General features: G+C 41.4%; 24 protein-coding genes. 17 read left to right on the top strand and 7 right to left on the bottom strand.

Annotation, left to right across the window (positions count from 1 at the left end; translation table 11 throughout):
* From VK664_RS21700 to VK664_RS21650, 11 genes are all read left to right on the top strand, one after another.
* Window positions 1-916, top strand: a 916-nt coding sequence (locus tag VK664_RS21700) for an alpha-L-rhamnosidase-related protein (RefSeq protein WP_461400802.1), incomplete at its 5' end; no start/stop codon positions are given.
* Window positions 917-938: 22 nt separating this feature from the next.
* Window positions 939-1805, top strand: coding sequence for a tetratricopeptide repeat protein (locus VK664_RS21695; RefSeq protein WP_461400801.1), 867 nt, complete (start codon window positions 939-941; stop codon window positions 1803-1805).
* A gap of 38 nt (window positions 1806-1843) precedes the next feature.
* The gene (locus VK664_RS21690) at window positions 1844-3388 is read left to right on the top strand and encodes a tetratricopeptide repeat protein (protein ID WP_461400800.1); all 1545 of its coding nucleotides are present in this window, start codon (window positions 1844-1846) and stop codon (window positions 3386-3388) included.
* Between the two features lie 114 nt (window positions 3389-3502).
* Window positions 3503-3865, top strand: a complete 363-nt coding sequence (locus tag VK664_RS21685) for a hypothetical protein (protein ID WP_461400799.1) — start codon at window positions 3503-3505, stop codon at window positions 3863-3865.
* Between the two features lie 206 nt (window positions 3866-4071).
* A complete protein-coding gene (locus VK664_RS21680) occupies window positions 4072-5079 on the top strand; it encodes a bile acid:sodium symporter family protein (protein WP_461400798.1) in 1008 nt (335 codons plus the stop codon).
* 204 nt (window positions 5080-5283) lie between these two features.
* The gene (locus VK664_RS21675) at window positions 5284-6705 is read left to right on the top strand and encodes a Gfo/Idh/MocA family protein (protein WP_461400797.1); all 1422 of its coding nucleotides are present in this window, start codon (window positions 5284-5286) and stop codon (window positions 6703-6705) included.
* A 46-nt stretch (window positions 6706-6751) separates the two neighbouring features.
* Complete coding sequence (locus VK664_RS21670; RefSeq protein WP_461400796.1) at window positions 6752-8107, top strand: Gfo/Idh/MocA family protein; 1356 nt, start codon at window positions 6752-6754, stop codon at window positions 8105-8107.
* A gap of 30 nt (window positions 8108-8137) precedes the next feature.
* Window positions 8138-9178, top strand: a complete 1041-nt coding sequence (locus VK664_RS21665) for a DUF6807 domain-containing protein (protein ID WP_461400795.1) — start codon at window positions 8138-8140, stop codon at window positions 9176-9178.
* A gap of 67 nt (window positions 9179-9245) precedes the next feature.
* Window positions 9246-10226: a GTP 3',8-cyclase MoaA gene (moaA, locus tag VK664_RS21660; protein ID WP_461400794.1), complete on the top strand. Its 981-nt coding sequence runs from the start codon at window positions 9246-9248 to the stop codon at window positions 10224-10226.
* 9 nt (window positions 10227-10235) lie between these two features.
* Window positions 10236-11429, top strand: coding sequence for a molybdopterin molybdotransferase MoeA (locus tag VK664_RS21655; protein WP_461400793.1), 1194 nt, complete (start codon window positions 10236-10238; stop codon window positions 11427-11429).
* Window positions 11430-11459: 30 nt separating this feature from the next.
* Window positions 11460-12197, top strand: coding sequence for a sulfite exporter TauE/SafE family protein (locus VK664_RS21650; protein ID WP_461400792.1), 738 nt, complete (start codon window positions 11460-11462; stop codon window positions 12195-12197).
* A 49-nt stretch (window positions 12198-12246) separates the two neighbouring features.
* Here the strand turns inward: VK664_RS21650 and VK664_RS21645 are convergent, their stop codons facing one another.
* Window positions 12247-12771, bottom strand: a complete 525-nt coding sequence (locus tag VK664_RS21645) for a class I SAM-dependent methyltransferase (RefSeq protein WP_461400791.1) — start codon at window positions 12769-12771, stop codon at window positions 12247-12249.
* Window positions 12772-12851: 80 nt separating this feature from the next.
* Here VK664_RS21645 and VK664_RS21640 point away from each other — a divergent pair, with 80 nt between their 5' ends.
* Window positions 12852-13337 carry a thioredoxin domain-containing protein gene (locus VK664_RS21640; RefSeq protein ID WP_461400790.1) on the top strand — a complete coding sequence of 162 codons (486 nt, stop codon included), beginning with the start codon at window positions 12852-12854 and terminating at the stop codon, window positions 13335-13337.
* A gap of 8 nt (window positions 13338-13345) precedes the next feature.
* Here VK664_RS21640 and VK664_RS21635 read toward each other — a convergent pair whose 3' ends face one another.
* The 5 genes from VK664_RS21635 to VK664_RS21615 form a co-directional block, all read right to left on the bottom strand.
* Window positions 13346-13723, bottom strand: a complete 378-nt coding sequence (locus VK664_RS21635; protein WP_461400789.1) for an SRPBCC domain-containing protein — start codon at window positions 13721-13723, stop codon at window positions 13346-13348.
* A gap of 91 nt (window positions 13724-13814) precedes the next feature.
* Entirely contained in the window at window positions 13815-14204 is a 390-nt protein-coding gene (locus tag VK664_RS21630) for a hypothetical protein (protein WP_461400788.1), read from the bottom strand.
* Between the two features lie 1475 nt (window positions 14205-15679).
* Window positions 15680-16984 (bottom strand): NAD(P)/FAD-dependent oxidoreductase, encoded by a 1305-nt coding sequence (locus tag VK664_RS21625; protein ID WP_461400787.1) that lies wholly within the window; start codon window positions 16982-16984, stop codon window positions 15680-15682.
* Window positions 16929-17111 carry a hypothetical protein gene (locus VK664_RS21620; protein ID WP_461400786.1) on the bottom strand — a complete coding sequence of 61 codons (183 nt, stop codon included), beginning with the start codon at window positions 17109-17111 and terminating at the stop codon, window positions 16929-16931. Before VK664_RS21620 ends, VK664_RS21625 begins: the two co-directional genes overlap by 56 nt.
* Window positions 17112-17120: 9 nt before the next feature.
* Window positions 17121-18782, bottom strand: a complete 1662-nt coding sequence (locus VK664_RS21615) for a sodium:solute symporter family protein (RefSeq protein ID WP_461400785.1) — start codon at window positions 18780-18782, stop codon at window positions 17121-17123.
* Window positions 18783-19092: 310 nt separating this feature from the next.
* On the opposite strand from VK664_RS21615, the gene VK664_RS21610 reads away from it, so the two are divergent.
* The 4 genes from VK664_RS21610 to VK664_RS21595 all read left to right on the top strand — a co-directional run bounded on the left by VK664_RS21610 (window position 19093) and on the right by VK664_RS21595 (window position 21978).
* Window positions 19093-19986: an inositol oxygenase family protein gene (locus VK664_RS21610; RefSeq protein ID WP_461400784.1), complete on the top strand. Its 894-nt coding sequence runs from the start codon at window positions 19093-19095 to the stop codon at window positions 19984-19986.
* A 108-nt stretch (window positions 19987-20094) separates the two neighbouring features.
* The gene (locus VK664_RS21605; protein ID WP_461400783.1) at window positions 20095-21027 is read left to right on the top strand and encodes a glycoside hydrolase family 43 protein; all 933 of its coding nucleotides are present in this window, start codon (window positions 20095-20097) and stop codon (window positions 21025-21027) included.
* A gap of 71 nt (window positions 21028-21098) precedes the next feature.
* Entirely contained in the window at window positions 21099-21554 is a 456-nt protein-coding gene (locus VK664_RS21600) for a DUF4268 domain-containing protein (protein WP_461400782.1), read from the top strand.
* Window positions 21555-21792: 238 nt separating this feature from the next.
* The gene (locus VK664_RS21595; protein ID WP_461400781.1) at window positions 21793-21978 is read left to right on the top strand and encodes a hypothetical protein; all 186 of its coding nucleotides are present in this window, start codon (window positions 21793-21795) and stop codon (window positions 21976-21978) included.
* Window positions 21979-22270: 292 nt separating this feature from the next.
* On the opposite strand, the gene VK664_RS21590 is transcribed toward VK664_RS21595, so the two are convergent.
* Entirely contained in the window at window positions 22271-23311 is a 1041-nt protein-coding gene (locus tag VK664_RS21590) for a metal-dependent hydrolase (protein WP_461400780.1), read from the bottom strand.
* A gap of 113 nt (window positions 23312-23424) precedes the next feature.
* On the opposite strand from VK664_RS21590, the gene VK664_RS21585 reads away from it, so the two are divergent.
* Window positions 23425-24273 carry a bifunctional helix-turn-helix domain-containing protein/methylated-DNA--[protein]-cysteine S-methyltransferase gene (locus VK664_RS21585; RefSeq protein ID WP_461400779.1) on the top strand — a complete coding sequence of 283 codons (849 nt, stop codon included), beginning with the start codon at window positions 23425-23427 and terminating at the stop codon, window positions 24271-24273.
* The last annotated feature ends 80 nt before the right edge of the window (window positions 24274-24353 follow it).

Below are 24353 nucleotides of genomic sequence, written 5' to 3'. Positions count from 1 at the left end.
GCCGGATGGTCTTACTACCTGGGGCCTCGGTGACTGGGTGCCTGTAAAATCCAAGGCTCCTGTTGAACTGACATCATCGGTTTATTATTATGCAGATGCAAATATTCTTGCGAAGACTGCTTCTCTGCTGGGCAAAAAATCTGATGCAATAAAATACAATGCATTGGCAAAACGCATCAGAAACGCGATCAATAAAAAATACCTCGATGCAAAAACCGGGATCTATGGTTCAGGAATACAAACAGAGCTAAGTGTTCCTTTAATGTGGGGTGTTGTTCCGGATTCGCTTAAAGCAAAAGTGGCAGCGAACCTTGCCAAACGTGTTGAGCAGGATGCCTTTCATCTCGACGTTGGTTTACTAGGCACTAAAGCCATATTAAATGCACTTAGTGAAAATGGTTATGCTGATGTTGCATATAAAATTGCTTCGCAGGAAACCTTTCCTTCCTGGGGATGGTGGATTGTTAATGGTGCTACCACTCTTTATGAGAACTGGCCCATCGATGCCAAGTCAGATATCTCAAGAAACCATATTATGTTTGGCGAAATCGGTGCATGGTTATTTAAGGGTCCTGGTGGTATTAAACCTGATGAGAAAAATCCAGGCTTCAGGAACGTATTATTGCAACCGAATTTTGTAAACGGCCTCAATGCTTTTGAAGCAACTCATACAGGTCCTTATGGTAAAATAATTTCTTCATGGAAAAAATCGGGTGGCCGTATCATATATGATATCAGTATACCCGCAAACTCGACTGCTACCTTGAAACTGCAGTTGCCAAATGGAAAAAAACTTTTTGAAAACGGGAAAATTGTAACAAACAATACGACAATGTCCCTTAACTTAGAAAAGACGCTGAATGCCGAAACAAGCTTCAACCTTATGGCAGGAAATTATCAGTTTGAAATCAGGTAATCTGCGCTAAAATTTAATGCCATTGTTATATTCAAAGTCATGGCTGCCGGTTATTGCCGGCAGCTTTATTATGTTTTCACTGCAGGGTCAGACCATTAGTCCTGATAGCACCGCCAGTGCAATGAAATTGCTTGACGAGGTGCGCAGAAATCTGACCTCTAAAAATGATCCCGAATCCGTTTCTAAGATGTTGGAGCTCGGCATGTGGAGGGAAGCAGAGACAGCGTTGAAGGTTATGCCTGATAATTATCAAAGAAAATTGTTACGGGCCGATTTTTATATCCTGCAAAACGAATTTGACAAAAGTGAAAAACTGGTGACCGGGGTCCTGTCGAAACAGCCGGTAAACGAAAAGGCGGTTTTGTTAAAAGCATACCTTGAAATACAGGCCTGGGAACTTCAAAAAGCTGAAAAAACCTGTCTTACATTTCTTGAAAAATACCCCTCATCCGATAGGGCAATGTTGATGCTCGGCCGTACATTGTTGCTTCAGAAGCGGTATCCGCAAGCCCTGGCGATAGCAAAAAATCTGCAGAAAAAAAATATCCGCAATGCTTCCGCATTTCAGCTGGAGGCCGATGTTTTTTTCTGGAACCAGGAACCTGACAAAGCAGAAGCCCCGTTGAAAAAATCACTCGAGTTGGATCCTTTCAATGCAGATGCGCGATTTAGCTACGGGTATGCGATCTGGCGCAGGATTGATGCTACACAGCTCAATGCAATGGCCGCGCAATGGGAAATTGCGCTGGCAGTGAATCCGTTGCATTTTCAAACTCATTGGCATTGGGGCAATGGGCACACCAATCTGACCTATGCTGATTATGCAACTGCAGACGACGAAAAAGTACAAAACAACAAAATAGTTTTCGGATACCACCTTTACATATAGACCTTGCTGTTGCGATGGGCCAACAATCATTCAGGTATATGACCACATTTGATAACAGGCAATGGATGGATATACGTGGTGTTGGAAGTGGTGCAGCTGCCATTGAATATGTGGAACGGGGTGCATTTCTTGAAAGGAATGTAATATTACATGAATACGTTCACCTTTTCCATGGCCGGGTGCTAACTGACCAGGAAAACAGGGAGATCCGCACTCATTATTATACCGCGATGAAAGAAAAGCGTACACTCGATTATTATTCCCAGAATAATGAAAGTGAATATTTCGCGCAGACTTATCCTGCCTATTTTGAACCGGTGAAAGTTCATCCACTTGATTTCAAGTCTATGAATACTACCAACGATCTTAGAACAAAGGATCCCGGTATGTATGCTTTCCTTGATAAACTTGTGAAAAAAGAAAAAGCTTACCTGGCGGGCAATACCAGCTCTATGGCCAGTAACTGGTCACAGATCTATGTAAATATGTCGGCCCGGGCAAGAAACAGCGAAGCAGGATTAGCAGCGAGGTATCTCGATACAGCTCTTCAGTATGATTCTAAATATTTGCCGGCGTTTATTGCTTATGCGCAATTGAAGTCAGATGCAAAAGATTTTTCCGCGGCAATAGAGTGGCTGGACAAAGCAGGTAAAATAGATTCCAATTATGCGCCTGTTTACAGCGCAGATGCACGTTTAATAAATGCAAAGCAGGGAGCCGGTTTGTTGAATACAAAGGACGCAGTTATTGAACAGGCAGCACTTTATCAAAAGGCATTAGAATTGGAAACAGATTTCCAGGAGATCGCCGGATTAAATATGCAGTTCCGTGAAATGTATCGTCGCAATGGCATGATGAATGAATCAATTGAAGTTGCCGAAGCCTATGGAAAATCAGGCTCCGTTATTTCTACTTATCTCCGGGACAGGCGGGATGATGCGCTTGCTTATGCAGCTTCAGTGCGGGCAATATTGGGCGATCCTGAAACCGTGGAGAGTTTGAAAAAATTTGTTGAACAGAAACCGCAGAACTTTGAATACAGGAACCTATATGCTGATGCTTTAACGGCACATGCAATGTATGAGGCAGCGATCAATACGATACTTGAAGCGCAGCGTATACTTGCCGCTTCAGGTAGTGCAAGATCCGATTACTATCTCAAGATTGCAGAAAACTACCAGGCCATTGGAAATACAGATTCTGTTTCTGTTTATATAAAACCATTTCTTTCGGGTAAGATGAAAGCAGGGACAGATCAACTCCGTTATATTCGCTTATTAGCAACTGCAGGATATCTTCCTGAGGCAGATAGCCTGTCAAAAAAAGTGGAAGCAAAAGGAGATGACTTCTATCTTTCTCAACTCAGCTATACCAAAGGTTATATAGCAGAGATATCAAAAAATAATACCGAAGCTACAAAGCAATATGAAAATGCATTGGCCCTGAATCCATATATACCCCGGGTATATGAAGGCTTACTTAAACTTTATAAAGCAGCCGGCGATGAAACAAAAGTAAAAGCGATAACCGATAAACTTACTGCCACTCCATTAGTAAAGCCGACAAAACGACTTGCTTTCTGATCTGCTTTACTATTTTCTCATCTATCCGGTTATCTACTCAATAAATTTGCGGGTGGCTCAGTAAAGGATTACCAGGGTTATCTACGGTTGTAGATTTGTTTAAACAATAAAGAAATGGCAAATCAGGTTACGGTTATTGACGAATGGTCTGTTAAAGATCTTGAAGATGGCTCATCGCTTCGTGTACATGTGTTGAAATTCAGCGAGCTGGGTAATGCTGCACTCCCGGGACTCCAGGTTCATGCAATGGGTATAATCATTAATTATGAACCAAATATTGTTGAACAATGGGCTTACAAAGCTGGTAAAACAGGTGAGTCCGAATACTTCCTTGAAGATAAATCATGGGCCGTCCATGAAGATCAATATATAAGAAATTACCTGGTTACAGGTAGCCCGCTGAAAGCAAAAGTTGTCGTTAAAACCCGAAGCTCCAGGCCCGTAAGCAAGGAGTATGATTTACCCTTTGAAGTCTGAGATACTAACGTATTTCTAAAGATTCTGCAAATTCAATGCTGTTTGTGAAGGAGCAGACATTGAATTTTGCAGATTTTTTTTGCTCTTCGTGTAATCTTGCTTTTAGCCTTATACCTGGCTCTGGCCTTATTTGTATATTTTTGCTCGGACACGATCATAAGATCAGGGAAGCAATAATAGAAGCAATAATATACTAATAGAAAACGATGCCCAATGGTTCAGGTTTTATTACTGTGTTAAAAAAAGGGGGACTTGATGGTTTTGTCATTGCCTTACTCCTGATGATTGTAGTTGGCTGGCTATGGCCACAGGGATCAATGGAATACAATGGATTTTCACTTTCACAATTTGCGGGATATGGTGTTTCACTCATTTTCTTTTTTTACGGTCTGAAACTGGACCAGGTTAAACTCAAAGCGGGACTAAGGCATTGGAAATTGCATATGGTAGTTCAACTATCAACCTTTCTTTTATTCCCGGTAATCATTTTATGCACCCGGTGGATATTCGACAAAGCCAATTACGGGGATATCTGGCTGGCGGTGTTCTTCCTGGCTGCACTCCCGTCCACTGTTTCTTCATCCGTAGTGATGGTGTCGATTGCCCGCGGAAATTTAGTGGCTGCCATTTTCAATGCAAGTATTTCAAGCCTGATAGGTATTTTTATCACACCATTATGGCTGAATCTTGTACTTGATGCTGACAACATTGGTACAGGAACCGGGGATACGATTATAAAGCTCGTTATACAGGTACTCATACCCGTTATAGCAGGCTTGCTATTAAATAAACATTGGGGAGCCTTTGCGGAAAAACATAAAAAGTATTTTAAATACTTTGATCAGTTCATCATTCTTCTCATTGTCTATACATCCTTTGCAGAATCATTTCTCAACAAAAGATTTGAGAATTTTAATTTATTGACACTGGTGGTGCTGACTGCTTCTATGATCGGTCTTTTTTTCATTGTTTACTTTATCATCAGGTATGTTTGTGGCTTGCTGGGCTTCAACAAGGAGGATACGATTACAGCGGTTTTTTGCGGATCAAAAAAGTCGCTTGTTCATGGTACTGTTATGTCGAAGGTTTTATTCAGTGCTTCACCATTGCTGGGCGTTATATTGTTACCACTGATGATTTATCATGCTGCACAGCTCGTAATAGCAAGTATAATTGCCAGAGGATTTAACCAAAGACCGGATTATCCCGAATAGCGGGGTAAACACTGAGTTGAAATAATCATACAAATTTCTACGAAAACCTTTTCGCTTTGATTAGTATCGGTATTTCTGACCCAATCATCCACAATATTGAAAACAGGGTGATTATGACGCAACGGAGTTTCTAACTCTAACGTCTTTCAATCCGTAATAATTCCTACATTAGCCTTCCAACAAATCATACTCAAACAAATTATAATGAGTTCAAACAGACGAAGATTTATCAGGAACATAACGTTAGGAATGGGCACACTTGCTACCGGCGTTTCTACAATTGCAGAAGCTAAAGAAAATGACCAGGAGATAATTCCGGTCTCAGGATCTCAGCAATTCAATATGTGTGGTTATGCTGCACCCAAATTAAATAAGGTGAGAATTGGTTTCGTTGGATTAGGTAATCGCGGCCCCGGCGCGGTTAAACGGATGTCGTATATAGAGGGCGTTGAGATTGCAGCTCTGTGTGATAAAAGACCTGAACAAATCACAGCCGCCCAGGAAATTCTTACAAAAGCCGGATTGCCCAAAGCAAAAGAATATACCGGTAACGATGGTTGGAAGGCAATGGCAGCATCTAATGATATTGATCTTGTTTACAGTTGCACTCCCTGGTCCCTGCATACTCCTATCGCCCTGTATGCAATGAACCAGGGCAAACATGTTGCTACCGAAGTACCAGCTGCACTAACAGAAAAAGAATGCTGGGACCTCGTTGAAACTTCGGAGAGAACAAAAAAGCATTGTATGATGCTTGAAAACTGTTGTTATGACTTTTTTGAACTCCTGACCCTGAATATGACCCGTAATGGAATGTTTGGGGAACTGGTTCATGCAGAAGGGGCATACATTCATGATCTGCGCGACCTGAATTTTAACAAAAACGGGTATTCCGACATGTGGCGCCTCCGTGAAAATGCAAAACGTAATGGGAACCTTTATCCAACGCATGGTCTTGGGCCAATTGCGCAATGCCTTGATATAAACCGCGGTGACAGGATGGAACACCTGGTTTCCATGTCAAGTAATGATTTTATGATGGCTGCAATGGCAAAGGATCTTGCAGCAAAGGATAATTTTTTCAAGGAATTCAGTAATGCAAAATTCAGGGGCAATATGAATACTACCATGGTTAAGACGGCAAAAGGCAAGACCATGATGATTCAACATGATGTAACTTCACCCAGGCCTTATTCGAGGATTCACCTGATCAGTGGAACTAAAGGAATGGCCAGTAAATACCCGGCCCCGGAGAGAATTGCTTTCGGGCACGAGTGGCTTAAAGAAGACCAGATGAAATCTATCCAGGAAAAATTTACCCCGGAAATTGTTAAGCATGTTGGCGAAATAGCTAAGAAAATCGGCGGGCATGGCGGAATGGATTTTATTATGGATTGGAGATTAATCGATTGTCTAAGAAATGGATTACCACTGGACCAGGATGTATATGATGCCGCAGCCTGGAGTGCCGTCGGCGTTTTCAGTGAGCGTTCAGTAGCAAACAAGTCAAGAACGATTGATATCCCTGATTATACCCGTGGCGCCTGGAAAACAAATAAGCCTATAACGCTAACTCTCGCGGGTGGTGGAAATACTGGTGTAAGGAGCGTGGAAACAAAGAACTGATTGATTATATAATATCCCGATTGCATTAATATTTATTTTAAAACATATGAAAAATTCACGTCGTTTTTTTATCAGGCAGTCTGCACTCGCGGGTGCGGGTGTGTTGGCCGCAAATGCCGGTTTCAGTGCACAGAGCTATAGAAGGATCATCGGTGCAAATGACAGGGTAAGAGTTGGAGTGGTTGGATTTTCTGACAGGCACAGATCTTCACATATTCCATCGTTCATGGAACACTATAAAGAACTGAACTTTGATGTAACAGCTGTTTCAGACATCTGGAACAAAAGGAGAGAGGAAGGTTCAGCTGTATGGAAACAAAAAATGGGACATGATATTGTGGCTTGCCGGAACAATGAGGAGTTATACAGCAAAAAAATAGTTGATGCTGTATTTATCAGTACCGCTGACTTCCAGCATGCGGGGCATACCATTGAAGCTGTGAAAGCAGGTTGTGATGCATATGTTGAAAAGCCATTCGCAGAAACAATGGACGACAACAAAGCTGCAATGAAGGCCGTGAAAGAATCAAAGAAGATCGTACAGATCGGATCCCAGAGAAGAAGCGGCGATAATTATCATGCCGCAAACGAATTTATTAAATCCGGCAAGTTCGGCGATATTACGATGGTTGAGCTTACATGGAATGTAAACCAGCCGGGACGTTGGCGCCGTGTTGCAACTGTGGAGCAACTGCAGGAGAAAGATACAGACTGGAAGAGGTTCCTGATGAATCGCCCATTTGAAAAATTTGATCCGCGTATTTATCTTGAATTTCGTCTGTTCTGGCCATACTCATCCGGCCTTCCCGGCCAGTGGATGAGTCACCAGATCGATACCGTGCATTGGTTCACCGGGCTTAAACATCCGAGGTCTGTAGTTGCAAATGGCGGTATATATGTCTGGAAAGATGGTCGTCGCAACTGGGATACACTCACCGCCGTGTTTGATTATGGACCTCAAAATGATCCTAACAGCGGTTTCCAGGTAACTTTCGGATCCCGTATGCATAATGGCGATGAAAATCCTGCTGAAATATATTATTCAAATGGCGGAGAATTAAATCTGAATACAAATAAGGTTTCACCAAAAGGCGGTCTGCGAAAAAATCATGCAGAGGCTATGAAAATGAAGCCAAACCTCCTGGAAGAAATGAGCTTGAGAAATACAGAGCAGGTTGTGGCTTCGGCAAACACGGGTGGTGACAGGTTAACTTCAAACCATGTAAGGAACTGGATGGAATGTGTAATCAGCCGCAAAGAACCTAATGCGCCGGTTGAAGCAGGATATAGTCATTCCATCGCAAACATTATGACAACTGCGGCTTCTCATACCGGGCTTAAGGCAACATTCGATGAGAAAAGCCAGGAAGTTATGGCGGGCAATAAAGTGTTTAAATACTAATTATCTACCGGGATCAATAAATAATTAAACATGAAGTTTTTTTCAAAGGGCCTCCCTGTAATAGTTTTTTCCTGTATGATTTCAGTCACCATAGCACAGAAGCCATTACCGGTAAAACTGGTTAAGAAAGAGGGCAATCAGATTGATGTGATGATCGGTCAGAAATTATTTACAAGTTTCAGGTATCCCGATACGCTTGAAAAGCCTATTCTTTATCCCGTGTACAGCGCCGGAGGAACTATGGTTACAAGAGGGTTTCCGCTTATGCCCAAACCGGGAGAACCGGATGATCATCCGCATCATATGGGAATCTGGTTTAATTATGAGAATTTGAACGGGCTGGATTTCTGGAATAATTCATATGCAATAAAGGCAGATAAAAAGGTTGCTTATGGTTGGATCAAAACAGATAAGATCACGGAAACGAAGGACGGTAATACAGGAATACTCGCTTATCATGCTAACTGGACAAATCAGAAAAACGATTTGATTGTGGAAGAATCCACCCGGCTTGAGTTCAGTGGTACCGGGAACCGCCGGATCATAGATCGCACCACTGTATTGACAGCGGCCCAGGATGCTTTGTTTAAAGATGCAAAGGATGCCCTGTTGGCTATCCGTGTGGCAAAAGAGCTCCAGATTCCAACAAAAGAAGAAAAAAGTTTTACAGACGATAAAGGAAACGCAACGGTGGTAAAGGCAAATGCGATTGCAAATGGTAATTATTTGAGTAGTGAAGGTAAGATGGGAGACAGTGTCTGGAGTAGCAGGGCAAAATGGGTGAACCTGTATGGAAAGATAGGAAATGACTCAATCAGCATTGCAATCATCGATCATCCGCAGAATATAAACTATCCCACTTTCTGGCATGCAAGGGGTTATGGATTGTTTGCTGCCAATCCACTCGGGGAAAATGTATTTACAAATGGAAAATCTTCAAAAAATCTTCACCTTAAAAAAGGAGAATCTGTTACCTTTCGTTATCGGATAATTGTGGATCAGGCATCCAAAGCGTTATCGCCTGCAGAATTGAACGCTCAGGCGGAAGCCTTTGCATTAAAAACCCGCTAAGCAAATGTTGCTGCAGGGAACGAACTTTGCCTGTGATACAACAAATTAAAACAGGCAGGAGCATATAATGATTATCGACAAATTTAACAGGGTTCATAGCTATCTTAGAATATCACTCACCGATAATTGTAATCTAAGGTGTTTCTATTGCATGCCCGATGAGGATTATGCATTTACCCCCGCTTCCAGGCTAATGCAGCCGGAAGAAATAGAAAAGATTACCGGGGTTTTTGTTTCGGAAGGAGTTAATAAGATAAGATTAACCGGGGGCGAGCCACTTGTCCGCAAAGATGCGGCCAGTATCATCAACAAACTGGCAGCAATGCCGGTCGAGTTGACGATGACAACCAATGCCACACGTGTTCATGACCTGATCGATGTGATCGCAGGTGCAGGCATCAAATCCTTAAATGTAAGTCTTGACACCCTGCAGGCAGATAAATTCAACCTGATTACGAGAAGGAACCAATTCGACACGGTGATGTCTAATATTCATCTTTTGTTGGCACGCGGCGTTAAAGTGAAAGTGAACTGCGTAGTAATGAAGAGACTCAATGATAATGAAATCAACGATTTTATTGCCTGGACAAAAGATATTCCTGTTGAAGTGAGGTTCATTGAATTCATGCCGTTTACCGGCAACCGATGGACGAGCAACAAGGTAGTGACCCTGCAGGAAATACTTATGGAGATTGGAACACAGTATGAGATACAGGCAATGCGCAACGAGATTCATGATACTGCAAAGAAATACACAGTTCCGGGTCATGCAGGTAGCTTTGCTGTGATAAGCACAATGAGTGAACCGTTTTGCAGCGGCTGTAACCGGATGCGCCTTACAGCGGATGGCAAGCTGAAAAACTGCCTGTTTTCAAAAACAGAAACTGATCTTCTCACGCCACTTCGATCAGGTATTGATATCCTGCCTTTGATCCATCAATGCATTGGTGAAAAAGCGAAAGAGCTGGGCGGTCAGTTTGATCACCTGTTTCGCGATTTGCATCCGGAAGATATTGATAACCGCTCCATGATTACCATAGGTGGCTAAATATTTAAGATGATTTCTGTCGGCCAGGCAAAAGAGATAATAAGGGAATCCTGCAAACCGCTTTCGCCGGTAAGATCAATGCTGGAAAATGCTGCAGGACATGCGTTGGCGGCTGAAGTACTTGCTCCATATGACATTCCCGGTTTTGTTCAGTCTTCCATGGATGGCTATGCCTTCGCCTTTGATCATTATACTGCCGGTTCTCCAATGAAGATATCCGGCGAACGCGCGGCAGGGCCTCCAACTGGTGATGCCAGAAATTTCATATTGGAACCTGGTGAAGCCTGCCGGATTTTCACAGGTGCTGCTTTGCCTGAAGGAGCAGACACGGTGGTGATGCAGGAGAAAACAACCAGGCAGAAAGACCTGCTAATGGTAGCCGGGCAGGAAATAATAAAAGGCCAGTTTGTAAGAAATGTCGGGGCCGAGATCAGGCAATCCGCGCAATTACTGCCCGGGGGGCATTATTTGAATCCACCTTCAGTAAGTTACCTGGCAGCCACGGGTATCACAGAAGTGAGCGTTTATCCATTACCGGTAGTTTCAGTCATAATTACAGGAAATGAATTCCAACCCCGGGGAAATCCACCTGGATACGGTCTTGTTTTTGAGTCAAACAGTATTGGCCTGAAGGCAGCCCTGAATAGTATAGGCATTAACAAGGTGAATATCTTTTATGTGAATGATTCACTGAAAGCAACTTCTGAAATGTTGAAAACTGCTTTGACTGAAAGCGATCTCGTTTTAATAACCGGGGGAGTAAGTGTTGGTGAATACGATTTTGTGGTATCTGCAGCGAAAGAATGCGGAGTTGAAACCGGGTTTCATAAGGTGAAGCAAAAACCAGGTAAGCCTTTATTTTTTGGCATGAAAAATAAAGTTCCGGTATTTGGTTTGCCGGGTAACCCTTCGTCAGTACTTACCTGTTATTATGAATATGTGTTGCCCGCCCTTGAACGATTAAGCCTGCTCCCTTTTGTTTTAAAAGAGCAGCCCGCAAAGTTACAGCAGCCTGTTACAAAACCAGCCGGCCTGACGCATTTCATGAAAGCAGCTTATGATAATGGCCTTGTAAGATTTCTGAATGCTCAGGAATCATTTCGCCTGAGTTCATTCGCGAATGCGAATTGTTTGCTTGTCATTGATGAAGAAATTACATCACTTGCAGGAGATGCCACTGTAAATATACATTTGCTTCCGTAATTATATATTATGCTTCCGTAACATAATTGCATGGACCAGGTCTTACTGTTTTATAGTTTACTTTTTATAGTGGCGTTTTTATACGCTTCTGTCGGACATGGTGGTGCAAGCGGCTACCTGGCATTGATGGCATTGTTTGCAGTTTCGCCGGCTGTTATGAAGCCTACCGCACTGCTATTAAACCTCTTTGTTTCTCTTACTTCCTTTATCCAGTTTTACCGCGGTAAACATTTTAAATGGAAAATATTTCTGCCACTGGCCATAGCTTCAGTCCCGCTTGCTTTCGCCGGAGGCCTCCTTACATTGGATGGTAATATCTATAAAAAAGTACTCGGTGCCTTCCTGTTGATCCCGGTCTGCCGGTTTTTGTTTTTTCCGAACATCCCGGTAGATGAACTTAGGAAATCGAACCTGGTTATCTCTGTAATTATCGGTGCTGCAATTGGCTTTTTATCAGGCCTGATCGGTATAGGAGGTGGCATCATACTTAGTCCCATCCTGTTGATGCTAAAATGGACAGATCAGAAGCAAACCGCAGCAATCAGCGCTTTGTTTATTTTTGTGAACTCAATTTCCGGACTTGCCGGCCAGCTAAGTACTGGTATTAGTTTCGGCCCCGACATGATTGCTTATGTTGTTGTCGCGTTCAGCGGTGGTTTATTCGGCGCGTATTTCGGAGCCCTGAAATTCAACCAACAGATCCTTAAATATGTGCTTGCACTGGTATTATTATTGGCGTCTTATAAACTATTACTTACAGGGGCTTAATTACTGGCGTCTTATAATCTAATATTCACAGCATCTTAAGACGGATGCTTTATTGCAGGAACATTATACATCCGAATATATCGGCATCCCTGTAAACAGAAGGAATCGTGCTAATCAGTTCTATGCTGTTAAATCCCGCCTGGGTGAATAATGTTGAAACCGCTGAAAATGGCAAGGGATATGGAACCCAACGGTTCGGGCGATCACTGTTGTATTCTACAATGATAAACATGCCCCCAGGCTTAAGTTTCTCACTAATCTGATTGATAAATGTGAATTTGTCTTCAACATAGTGCAGCGAATTGGCCATCAGTATACCATCCAGGGTCGGTAAATCAAGTTCATCTTCAGTAAAGTCATTTTTCCTGGCTATGATATTAACAGCGTTTTCAGTTTTGCTGTCTTTGATCCCTGGTGTTTTATCTATTGCATAAACTGTGCTTGAAGGTCTAAGCAATGAAGCCAGCGCTTTTGAGAAAAGTCCGTTTCCGCAACCGAGATCAGCCCAGGTTGTATTGTCGTTAGACATGATTCCCGGATGATTGATAAGTGAAACGGCGTCATGAAACTTCATAACACGAAATTGTTTTGTGAATTAATTATTCCGGCGAAGACAATTTATAATTATTTTTGGGGATTGCTAAACAAGTATATATGGGAAGAAATATCGTTTTATTTGTATTTGTCGTTTTTAGTTTCCTATCAGTTAGCGGGCAGAATACTGAATCAAAGCCGCTGGCCCCCTTCGATATAACCCTTATCAATAATAAAAATCTCAGGGCATTTGAGTTAAAGAAAAATGAGCCGGTTATGCTGATGTATTTTTCCCCTGACTGTGATCATTGCAAAGAACTGACCACAGAGATATTAAAAAGCGCAAAAACATTTGGGACCAAACAACTGATAATGGTTACCTATTTTCCGATTTCAGAAGTTAAAAAGTTTGCGAACGATCTTTCTATTCAGAATTATCCAAATATAAAAGTTGGTACCGAAGGGATGACACTTGTTGTTCAGAAACATTATAATATCAGGACATTTCCTTTTGTTGTACTTTATAATAAATCCGGAAAGCTTGCGAAAATGTTCCGTGAACAGGCACCTGCAAAGGATATCGTAAAAGCTATGCAACAGTTATAAATGCAACATCAATCAAAAAATTCATCCAGGGAACCAAAATAGTTAACATTCCAGCCTTCAACTATGTTATCAAAATCTTCATCGGGAATGTTGGTTTGCCTCAACTCTACGGAACTTCCGTTTTTATGATCATGAATTATGATAGTTACAATCGATTTTTCCTCCTGATCCCCGAAATACCACTCCTGCACTATCTTTTTGCCTGGAATAAACTCGAGATTTTTACCGCTGATAGTTTCATCCCAAAGCGCGAATTCTGAACCCGGTTCTGTACTCATTTCGGCAGGTTCGCCGGACCACAACTGAATGGTTGCCGGGTTCGTAAGCGCAATATAGACTTCCTCCGGTTTGCCTGAAAGTAAATAGTATTTTTTGTAGTCCTTCATAGCCCAAATTTACTCAGAAATCTGTGACATGTAAGGACAATAAAAAACCCCGGTCAAAGACCAGGGCTTTTATTAGAGGGTTCAGATAACCTTATAATTTATTTACAACAGTTTCAGATACATATTTAGAACTTCTGTTGATAGTATAAACTTCAGATTTGTTAGTCTTCTTAGATTTAACTTCGATACGGATATTCTCATCGATCATACCATCTGGATTCAACTTGAATTTCTTTGAGATGTAGCTTCCTTTAACTTTATCAGCATACAAAGTATTACCAAGGTTGTCCTTGATTGTTATATAAAATTCCTCAACTTCTTTGTTGTTGAGATCAAGTTGGAAAACCGGAGCTTCGTCAACTGAGCTGATCAATTTAACTTCGATAGAAGAAGGTTTTTTCTCGTCCGTAGCGGATGCAGTAAGGTTAAGAGATAAAACAAAAAATAAAGACAGTGCGAATGTTACTAGTACTTTTTTCATGATAATTGAGTTTTTAGAGTTTTAGATTAAAATGTTATAATAAAAAATTGTTAGTTGAATATTGATTGTTAATTGAAATCTTAATTTATAAAACCGGAAATACGGTTTGTTCAATGTAGCAATCGTGCGGCTGGCAAAAGTTGGAGCTTGTGACTTTTCGGCGTTTCGTATTCGCCTGTTCGTCTTTCGTAATGCAAACATACGCCGGGTTTTTCCGGTCCTAAAATCAACATCAAGCTGTTTTCCGTATGCTAAACCCTGGAAACATCTTATGAAACCCTTGCTTGTCAAGCATTTGGTAAATAAATTAATATGATGTCCAGCCGATAATTCAATCCAATTATTCAATAAAAATTGCTTCAAATTCATATTTACTTAACATTTAACTGACGTTTTTACTCTACTATCAAGTACAAATCCGCATAATTTTGAACAGTGCATTTGCGGTTATTCGAGGCTGTTATCATCATTTTTGCATTGTATTATTGTTAGATAAATAATCCGGACCGGAAAAATCAAGTCGGAATCTGCACTTAGACAGATGTAGGTGTAAACCGCTGGCAATGTTCCGGATATAAAAAAGGTTTAGGCGCAGAGACAACAGCAGCTGGTAAACACGGTATCTGCTTTATCTTGTTCTGCCTGAATTTGTTAAGCATAAATTCCTGGTGTGTAAACCTTAAGCTGCATCCCTGCTGGCTTAGACGGTTTTTTAATGACAATCGTTAATGTTATGATAAGAGAGAATTTAAAGTAAGAAACGCATGTTACATTTTCGTAATTTTGCGGCTGGAACTGAATAGTAGGGCATTAAATGCCATGGATAATGAGGACAGGAGTTGACGAAATCTCTCTAATATCTTCCATTTTAACTGATCGGGTTTTTACACTACTATTATCTCCGCCAACTTTACCGATTGTATATGAAACTGTGGCTGCTTGTTTATTTTCAATAATAGACAGTAGGTGCTATTAACGTATACACCCTTTGAAGCATCGGACATTCCAGGTATCCGCCCTTTGAGTCATCAGCCCTATAATTAATCTGCCCTATGATTAATGTGTTTTATGAATCATGTACCCTATGAATCATCGGCTGCTTAAATAACCCACCCAATGGAACTTCGTTCCTTATGAAACATAAAGGATAATCCCTGGCCCTTTGAAAATACAGCCATTGAAAATGAGTCTGTACATATAGAAAGCTATGAATCGTCGGAATCATTTATGCATTACTGTAATACTGTAGTAGCTGCATGATGCTGTGAACCTGATGAAACGCCCCGTTGAAAAATTCAATATCCATTCACAAACCAATCTACTTGTCCATTTAAGATAAGATCAGGGATTTGTTTTGTTGAGCAATGCTGAGGTCAGTAAAGCAGCAATGCTCATTTACTTCGGATGAAAAAAAGTGGGCTGATGGTCGGCCTGCGGGCAGTCGGCGTTTGGCAACAAATTGCTGGCTGCTTTTTTTATTTATAGAATTTTTGCATTAGCAGGCGAATATAAAACCTGGGAGAAGCAAGCTGTTTTCTTAGTTTAACATCATAAAGCATACCTGAAATCAGGGTTTGCAACGCCCTCGAAATACTACCTCTTTTCATCAGCCAGTTAAACAGACGCGGATAGGCTGCAAGTTTCTGCAACCGTTTACTTAACTTAAACTCTGGTCCGAGTACCCTGTATAACTCCAGGTCATAAGTTGACAGTGATTCAGATGAGTAGTCTTTTGTATTTACACATTTCGCTGCATGTATAGCCGCAATTCTTCCCGCATACATAGCGTTACCAATACCCTCGCCTGTAAGCGGATCAATCATAAAGGCTGCATCACCCACGAGCATATAATTATCACCTGAAATCTTTCTCTCTCTGGCTGCCAGTGGCAGGCCATAACCTTCAACCTTACCGTTAAGTGTTGCTTCAGAAAATCTTTCTTTCAGAGCCTGATCTGTTGCAATTGTCTCTATGAGTAATTTTCGAAGGTTTATTTTTTTCCTGCTAACGTCGCTGCTTAGCATATCCAGGCCAACATTTGCTTCACCACCAGGTAAAGGAAAGATCCAGAGATATCCGGGAAGACATTGATTTAAAAAATGCAGCTCGATGAATTGATCACTATGCAGATTTTTGACATTCGTGAAATAACCACGAACACCTGCAGAATACTCGTGAAGGGTATATGAAAATTTAGCATGTTTTTTTGTGAAAGCAGAATGTGCCCCGTTTGCGATTATTACCAACGAACAGGTTACCTCCAATTTTCCTTGTGCATCCGACAAACGGTAACCATTTTCAACCTTTTCATAAGTGTCGATACCAATACCTTCGATAAGATCAATTCCGGTAGCTCTTTTCAATTCATCGACCAGGAAATTATCGAAATGAAACCGTTTGCAAACAAAACCGATCGGTTTATCAACTGCCTTATTGTAATCAGCTTTGTAGGGAATAGGCATTGCGTAACGTCCGGGTGATACAAAGCTGACACCCCAGCTTGGTTGCTTGTTTTCGAAAGCCCGGAAACGTTGAGCTATTTCCGGGTCAATCTTTTCCAGTATCGTAATCACTTTTCCACTCAGGCCGTCACCACAAACTTTGTCACGGGGAAACTTTGCTTTATCTATCACTGTGCATGCAATACCCAGGCGATTCAGCTGAAGTGCCACTGTTGAGCCGGCTGGTCCTGCACCAACTATACAGATGGATGTGGAGATCGTCTTAATCGGGTTTGCTTTTTGTGAGAACCATAAAAATTCCGAAAAGGAGAAATCCACCGGCAGTATAAAAGGTAAGATTGCTTTTTGCAGACTCGTTCATAAATCCATTGATCATTAGTATGACCGAAACAAGTAAAAAGAATAAACCAATCACAAAACTGAGTTCGTTTAATCGCTTATACATATGCGTTAGTTAAAAGAAAACAAAGTTTAAAATAAGTGTCAGTACAATCAGGATGATGCTCAGGGGTACCACACGCAGATACCATTTACCCTCGTGATATTTTGGTTTTTCAGTGAGAGAATAAACCAGTCCTATCAGCTCTTCATCGGATTTTGGTTTGGTAAACAGGCTTACGATAATGGTAGTGAAAAAATTTACCACCCACGATACAGATGCTACAATAAAGGCCTGACCCATACCGCTTTTGATTTCCCATACCTCAGCAATCCATCCGCCTTTACCTTCGGCAACAGTAAGTCCATGTGTAAGAGCAGCACCTAATGTTCCCGCAACCAGCCCCCAGAAAGCTCCATGCGCGGTTGTTCTTTTCCAGAACATACCAAGCAGGAAGGTTGCGAACAGGGGACCGTTTACAAATCCAAACACCAGTTGCAGGAAGTCATTTATGTTGTTAAAACCTTTAGCGATGTATGCTGTCAGGATTGAAAAAAGGATCCCGATCACGGTAATGAATTTTCCAACCTGCAGGTAATGTTTATCGGATTTGTTTTTTACAAAATAGGGTTGATAGATATCATAGGTAAAGACGGCATTAAATGCAGTTACGTTACCTGCCATACCGCTCATAAACGATGCTATTAATGCCGTAATACCCACCCCGAGTAATCCACTTGGATAATAATGAGCAACCAGGGAAGGGAGTGTCATAGTATAATCCAGTTCTCCGTTATCTGTCAATGGTATACTATAACCTTTTGATTGAAGCGCAGGTTGCATCAGTGCTATCGCAATTATGCCAGGAAGTACAACAATAATCGGCATCAGCATCTTAGGCAGCGCAGCTACGATTGGAGTACGTTGTGCATCCCCCATATTTTTAGCAATCATTGCCCGCTGCACAACCAGGAAATCTGTGCACCAGTAACCGAAGGACATTACAAAGCCCAACCCGAAAATCAATGACATAAAATGCAGCCCCATTGGGTTACTATCAGCGTCACCCATATATTTCCAGGCATGGGTCATTTCAGGTTGAAGCTGGGATTTTATATTTTCCCATCCGCCCGCATCCTGGAGACCAACAATAACAAGCGGTGACAATCCAAGTACGATCAGGAAAAACTGTAATACCTCGTTGTATACAGCGCTGGTGAGTCCTCCAAGGAAAGTATAAGTCGCCACGATTCCGGCCGCGATCCAGATAGAGATATCAAAATCCCAATGAAGAATTACTTCAAGCAATTTAGCCAGGGCATATAATGAGATCCCTGAAGAAAAAACCGTCATAACGGCGAAGGATATGGCATTCAATCCCCTCGTTTTTTCATCAAATCGCAGTTTGAGATATTCGGGAACACTACGCGCCCGGCTTCCATAATAAAATGGCATCATAAATACACCGAGGAAAACCATGGCAAAAATCGCCCCGACCCAATAAAAGTGGACGGTCATTATGCCGTATTTAGCACCTGAGGCAACCATACCAAGAACCTCCTGTGCCCCAAGATTAGCAGAGATAAACGCAAGGCTGGTAATCCAGAGTGGAATATTACGGGAACTGGAGAGAAAATCATTACTGGATTTGATCTTTTTCTTGATGATAAATCCAACACCTATTACAAAAAGAAAATAAACAATGATTACAAGGTAATCGGCAATCGCTAGTTTCATCCGTTAATTTTTATTTTTTATTGGCCTGCCCGCTGTGCTCTGGCAGGCGGGTCGGATAGCTTGCCCCGCCTTAGCGGGAGAACGCCCAGGCAACATTCGCCTTTCTGGTCGGAATTTACATGGGCATTTCATATCAATCGTTAAGCGTTAATTGGGTTTCTGGCTGCACAATATATTCGTTTCATGGGATTTGCAAACATTTTCCTGAACGAATCCGGGGGTTCCGGAGCCAGGATTTTTGCATTCTCGGCCGATTTTTGTAATTTGTATGATAATCTATTTAGGTTAAACTATTAATAAACGACAAGCTATGTCATCGCTAAAAAACGAATCATTTACTCCCGAAGAAATAAATCCTCTGCGCAGTCTTGATGAATGGGAAGACGCCGTTCTCGAGCGTTATCCGGAACCTGATACCATCGCTAAGGACAAAGCGAAAGATGAGTTCAGAAATTATGAAGAACCGGGTCGCGATACGGTCAGAGAATTCTACAGGCTTAATCATACTTATCAGAATTATGATTTTGTGATACAGAAAAAGGGTGATTATCTCAAATTTGATAAGAAAGAAATGCCTGTCTGGGATGCTTTCCAATTCCTGAATCAACTTGTTGATGATTCAGATCCTGATACAGATCTCGATCAGTTTCAACATCTTCTTCAAACATCCGAGGCCATCCGCAGAGACGGTCATCCAGACTGGATGGTGCTAACAGGACTAATGCATGACATGGGAAAAACACTTTGTCTTTTTGGTGAACCCCAGTGGGCCGTTGTTGGCGACACCTTCCCTGTAGGCTGTGCTTATTCCGATAAGATTGTTTATCCCGAGTTTTTTGAAAATAATGCGGATTATTCCGATCCCCGCTACAACACCAGGCTTGGTGTATATGAAGAAGGTTGCGGCCTTCGGAAAGTACATATGTCCTGGGGTCACGATGAATATGTGTACCAGATGATGAAGGATTATATTCCTGAACCAGGCTTATACATGCTCCGTTACCATTCTTTCTATGCATGGCACCGCGAAGGTGAATACAGTCATTTGCTGGATGATCATGATAAGGAAATGCTAAAATGGGTGAAACTTTTCAATCCTTACGACCTTTATTCAAAAAATCCAACTCCACCAGTTTGGGAAGAACTCAAACCTTATTATACGGAGCTGGTTGCCAAATATCTCCCAAAAACATTGAAATTCTAAAGAAAGCCTTGCTAACAGGTTTTAAATAAAAAACCGGTTATCGCCAGTAGCGTAACCGGTTTTTATTTGCCCCGGATTCATAGCAGTTGAAACTGTAAATTTTTATCGGTGAAAAGATTCGTTTCATTTTTTTTATTCAGTTTCGTTTTCAGTGCCTGCGCTGATGCGCAAACAGATTCTGTATTTCTGTTTGCCTATTTTAAAGATAATGGTGAGGATGGATTGCATCTTGCATATAGCGAAGATGGCTTCAGTTATAAAGCGCTGCGGGCTGATAGCTCTTTTCTCAGACCAACAGTCAGTAATGATAAACTTATGCGCGACCCATGTATTATTCGCGGCGGTGATGGCAAATTTCATATGGTGTGGACCGTTAGTTGGAACGACAAAGGAATCGGTTATGCAAGCTCGGATGACCTGGTCACCTGGAGTAGGCAACAATTTGTTCCGGTGATGGCCGGTGAAGCGTCAGTGCTCAATTGCTGGGCGCCTGAAATTATCTATGACAAGGGTATTTATATGATCTATTGGGCATCTACCATTACCGGTAGGTTTCCGGCTACAGATTCTACAGGCGATGAAAAATACAATCATCGCATATACTATGTCACCACGAAAGACTTCAAAACTTTCACAAATGCTTTGCTTTTGTATGATCAGGGTTTTAATGTAATAGATGCATCTATCCGAAAACACGGTAATACTTTTTTTATGTTTTTGAAAGATGAGACCAGGTTTCCGCCGCAGAAAAATCTACGTGTGGCAACCAGTTCCAGGCTTACCGGAGGATATTCGAAGCCATCGCCGCCAATAACTGGTAATTATTGGGCTGAAGGGCCTACTGTAGTTAACAAAGGTGATGGCTGGCTTATGTATTTTGACAAATATACCTTGCACCGTTATGGTTTGCTCGAATCAAAGGACCTGATAAACTGGACTGATATTTCAGATAAACTAAGAGTGCCAACCGGCCTCCGTCATGGCACAGTCCTTAAAATTTCCAGGAAAGAGTTCAACAGAATTATGAATTATGAGTTATGAGTTATGAAACCATTTATAATTCATCACTCCGTTTCATAATTCATCACCCATAACTCATAATTCTCTTAAGTTTGTTTGATAAAAAGATAAAGGATGAATTCTGGACCACGTTTGGAAAATACATGGCATTACATCCATCTGCGTCAGCTGACAAAGTGAATTGGATAAATTATAAAACCGGTGTTAAACTGGTTCAGTTCCGGCTCGAAGTGAATGAAAAAAAGGCAGGAATTTATATAGAACTTTCAAAAGCAAATTTGGAGGTGCAAAAAAAACTATTTGATCAGTTGACACGGGATATTGATTTACTAATCGATTATACAGATGCGAACTGGAAGTTAGAATCTCAATTAAAAATTACAGAAGGCAGGATCGTGTCAAGAATTTTCCAGGAATGCCGCGAAGTAAATGTCTATTTTAAATCCGACTGGCCTGCGATTATTTCTTTTCTCAAATTTGAGCTTATTGGTCTTGACAAGTTCTGGACCGAACAGAAGGATATCTATGCTTTCATCGCTGATTCCTAATTTCTCCCTGACAGTAACAAGGTGCCAAAAAACTACAAAACACGGTCGCTGTAAGGCTTTCGCAGGGCTGCCAGTGAAACAGTAGAAAAACTGGCATGATTCTTTATTAGTATAATGAGAATAAGTTAACTATCTCGCGGGATATTCTAAATAAGTGACTCCGTAGCCTACCATACAACTGTACTCCCCTAACGTAGAGCAAATTTTTAATCATTTTTTTACTTAAAACTTGAATGTTATGAAAAAGCTACTATTAGCAGCAGGAATCGGTATGTGCATTTTTGCAATGGCAACCACAGATACAAATGCGGGAAGCTATGAATACCGTGATCTGACCCAGGATACTACACCAAAGAAAAAGGATACAACTAAGCCTAAGAAAGATGACTCTCTTAAAGTTCAGTTAGTATCTCCTGTCAAATAAAGGTTTGAAAGGATTTTGAATGGATTATAAGCGAACCGGTCAGCGTTGATCGGTTCGTTTGTGCCTATACGATATTGGTGATTGCTGCCATAACGGTTTGCATCAGGATCTGACATTGCATCAGGGTCTAACATTTGCAGCAGGTTCTAGCATTTGCATCAGGGTCTAACATTTGCACCAGGTTCTAGCATTTGCACCAGGTTCTAGCATTTGCATCAGGGTCTAACATTTGCATCAGGGTCTAACATTTGCATCAGGGTCTAACATTTGGAGCAGGATCAGCCACCTGGATCTAATTTTTTTGTTCGACTTTCTCTTCAACGCTGCCTTTGATTCGTCTGTACATAAATGATAGTGTTTGTTTGTTCCATCCCTCAAAGCGTCCGCGTTGAACCACCAGGTCGTTATTATAAGATGGGTTCAGGAAATAATGAAAGGCAAAATGAGCCTTAGGTTCCTGCCATCCTATCATTTGTCCGAACCTAAGGACATTAAACACCAGCGTGTCATTCCATCTTTCCACTGTATAATATTTGTTTGCAAATTGCTTCAGCAAGGCAACTTCATCCTGGTTCTCCACTGAGTCCAGCTGCTGTTCATTTTTACTAAAATAATTAAAGGGAACAGGTTTGTTACTATCGTCAAAAACTGACAGATGCCCGATATAAAAACCTGTATCTACATTGGCTACGCTATACCAAAGGAGGTTATTAAAAGGGGTAGGGGTTGTAAAATATCCCGATGGCCGGACGCCCATTCCGGATAATGAATGTTCGAAATGTTTTCCGGCAATAATTTTATTGTGAGTGCTTAAACCCAGATAAAAAAATGAAAGCAATAAAGCCATTCCTGCAATTCTTTTTTGTCGCAGGTGATTGACCCGATAACCAAATATCATTAAAGTCGCGACGACAGGCCAGATCGAAAAAAGTGGATCCGCAACATAAAGCAGGTTCAGGGAAAAGCGTTGAGATGAAAAAGGTTCCAGGAACCCTGTGCCATATGAATTGCAGCTATCGAGCAAATCATGCAGCACAATTTGAATAAAAAAGAACACATAATAATAACCGTAGGAAATTTTCTGTCGGCGGTAGAGCCTGGAACATATAAATGCCAATAAAAATGGGACCAGTACCGCAAATAATAAAGAATGTGTAATTCCACGATGTGCTATTAGTTCCTCAGGTAAAGACAGTAACAAGCCTCCAACTGCATCTATATCAGGAAGGCTTGCAGCAACCAGTCCCCATAAAAGGGCTTTTCTTCCAAGTTGTTTTCCAAGCATTATTTCGCCAATACAGGTACCAATGGCAATATGTGTAATTGAATCCATATAGCTAAGTCTTAAATTCAGTTTTCAGCGATTAAATATCTGGAAAAGTTCGCAAGATTCGGGTTTAATAGCCAGCAGATGAGAAATACATTTGTTGAGGAAATTGTTTTATTATGAATACACAACAGATCAACTACGAACGTATTGCGACAGCAATAGATTTTATCAGAAATAATTTTAAGGATCAACCTGACCTTGACAAGGTTGCCTCAGAAATACATCTTAGTCCATTCCATTTTCAAAAGATGTTTTCAGAATGGGCTGGCGTAAGTCCGAAGAAATTTTTACAATACCTTACTGTGGAACATGCAAAAAATATACTAAGACAGAATAAAGCTACTAATGCTGATATAGCTTTTGAGACTGGTCTTTCCGGAACTGGCAGGTTGCACGATTTATTTGTGAGTATTGAAGGCATGACCCCGGGTGAATATAAAAACGGTGGCCAGGACTTGATTATCAATTACAGCTTTGCAGAAAGTCCCTTCGGTCAGATTTTGGTAGCATCTACATCAAAAGGAATTTGCTATATGGCTTTTGTAGCACATGATGCCCAGGCGCTTGAGTCGCTCAAAAATAAATTTCCCAATGCGAGTTACAGGCAGGTTGTTGACGAGCACCAACAAAATGCTTTATTTATTTTCAGGCAGGACTGGAAAGGATTGCAAAAGATCAAACTGCATCTGAAGGGATCACCATTTCAACTGAAAGTTTGGGAAACCTTGCTGAGAATACCTTTTGGCAACCTCGATACCTATGGAGGAATTGCCAGGCAGATTCAAAATGAATCGGCATCACGGGCAGTGGGAACGGCGGTTGGAGATAACCCGGTTGCCTACCTGATCCCCTGTCACCGTGTTATTCAGGCTGCCGGAAAGATGGGCGGATATCATTGGGGGACAAATCGCAAAGCCGCGATAATTGGTTGGGAGGCTGCACAACTGGAGCAGAAAGCCTCTTGATTTGAGCGAATTAGTTTCTGGATTTTTGGGAGAAATAGTAAGCGTATGAGAAAAATGAGCTTGGAATTTATGACCTCATG

The organism is Flavitalea sp., from assembly GCF_035489435.1.
GTDB lineage: Bacteria > Bacteroidota > Bacteroidia > Chitinophagales > Chitinophagaceae > DATHKG01.
The sequence above is the reverse complement of the archived record's forward strand: the minus strand, read 5'-3'. Positions and strand labels throughout refer to the sequence as shown.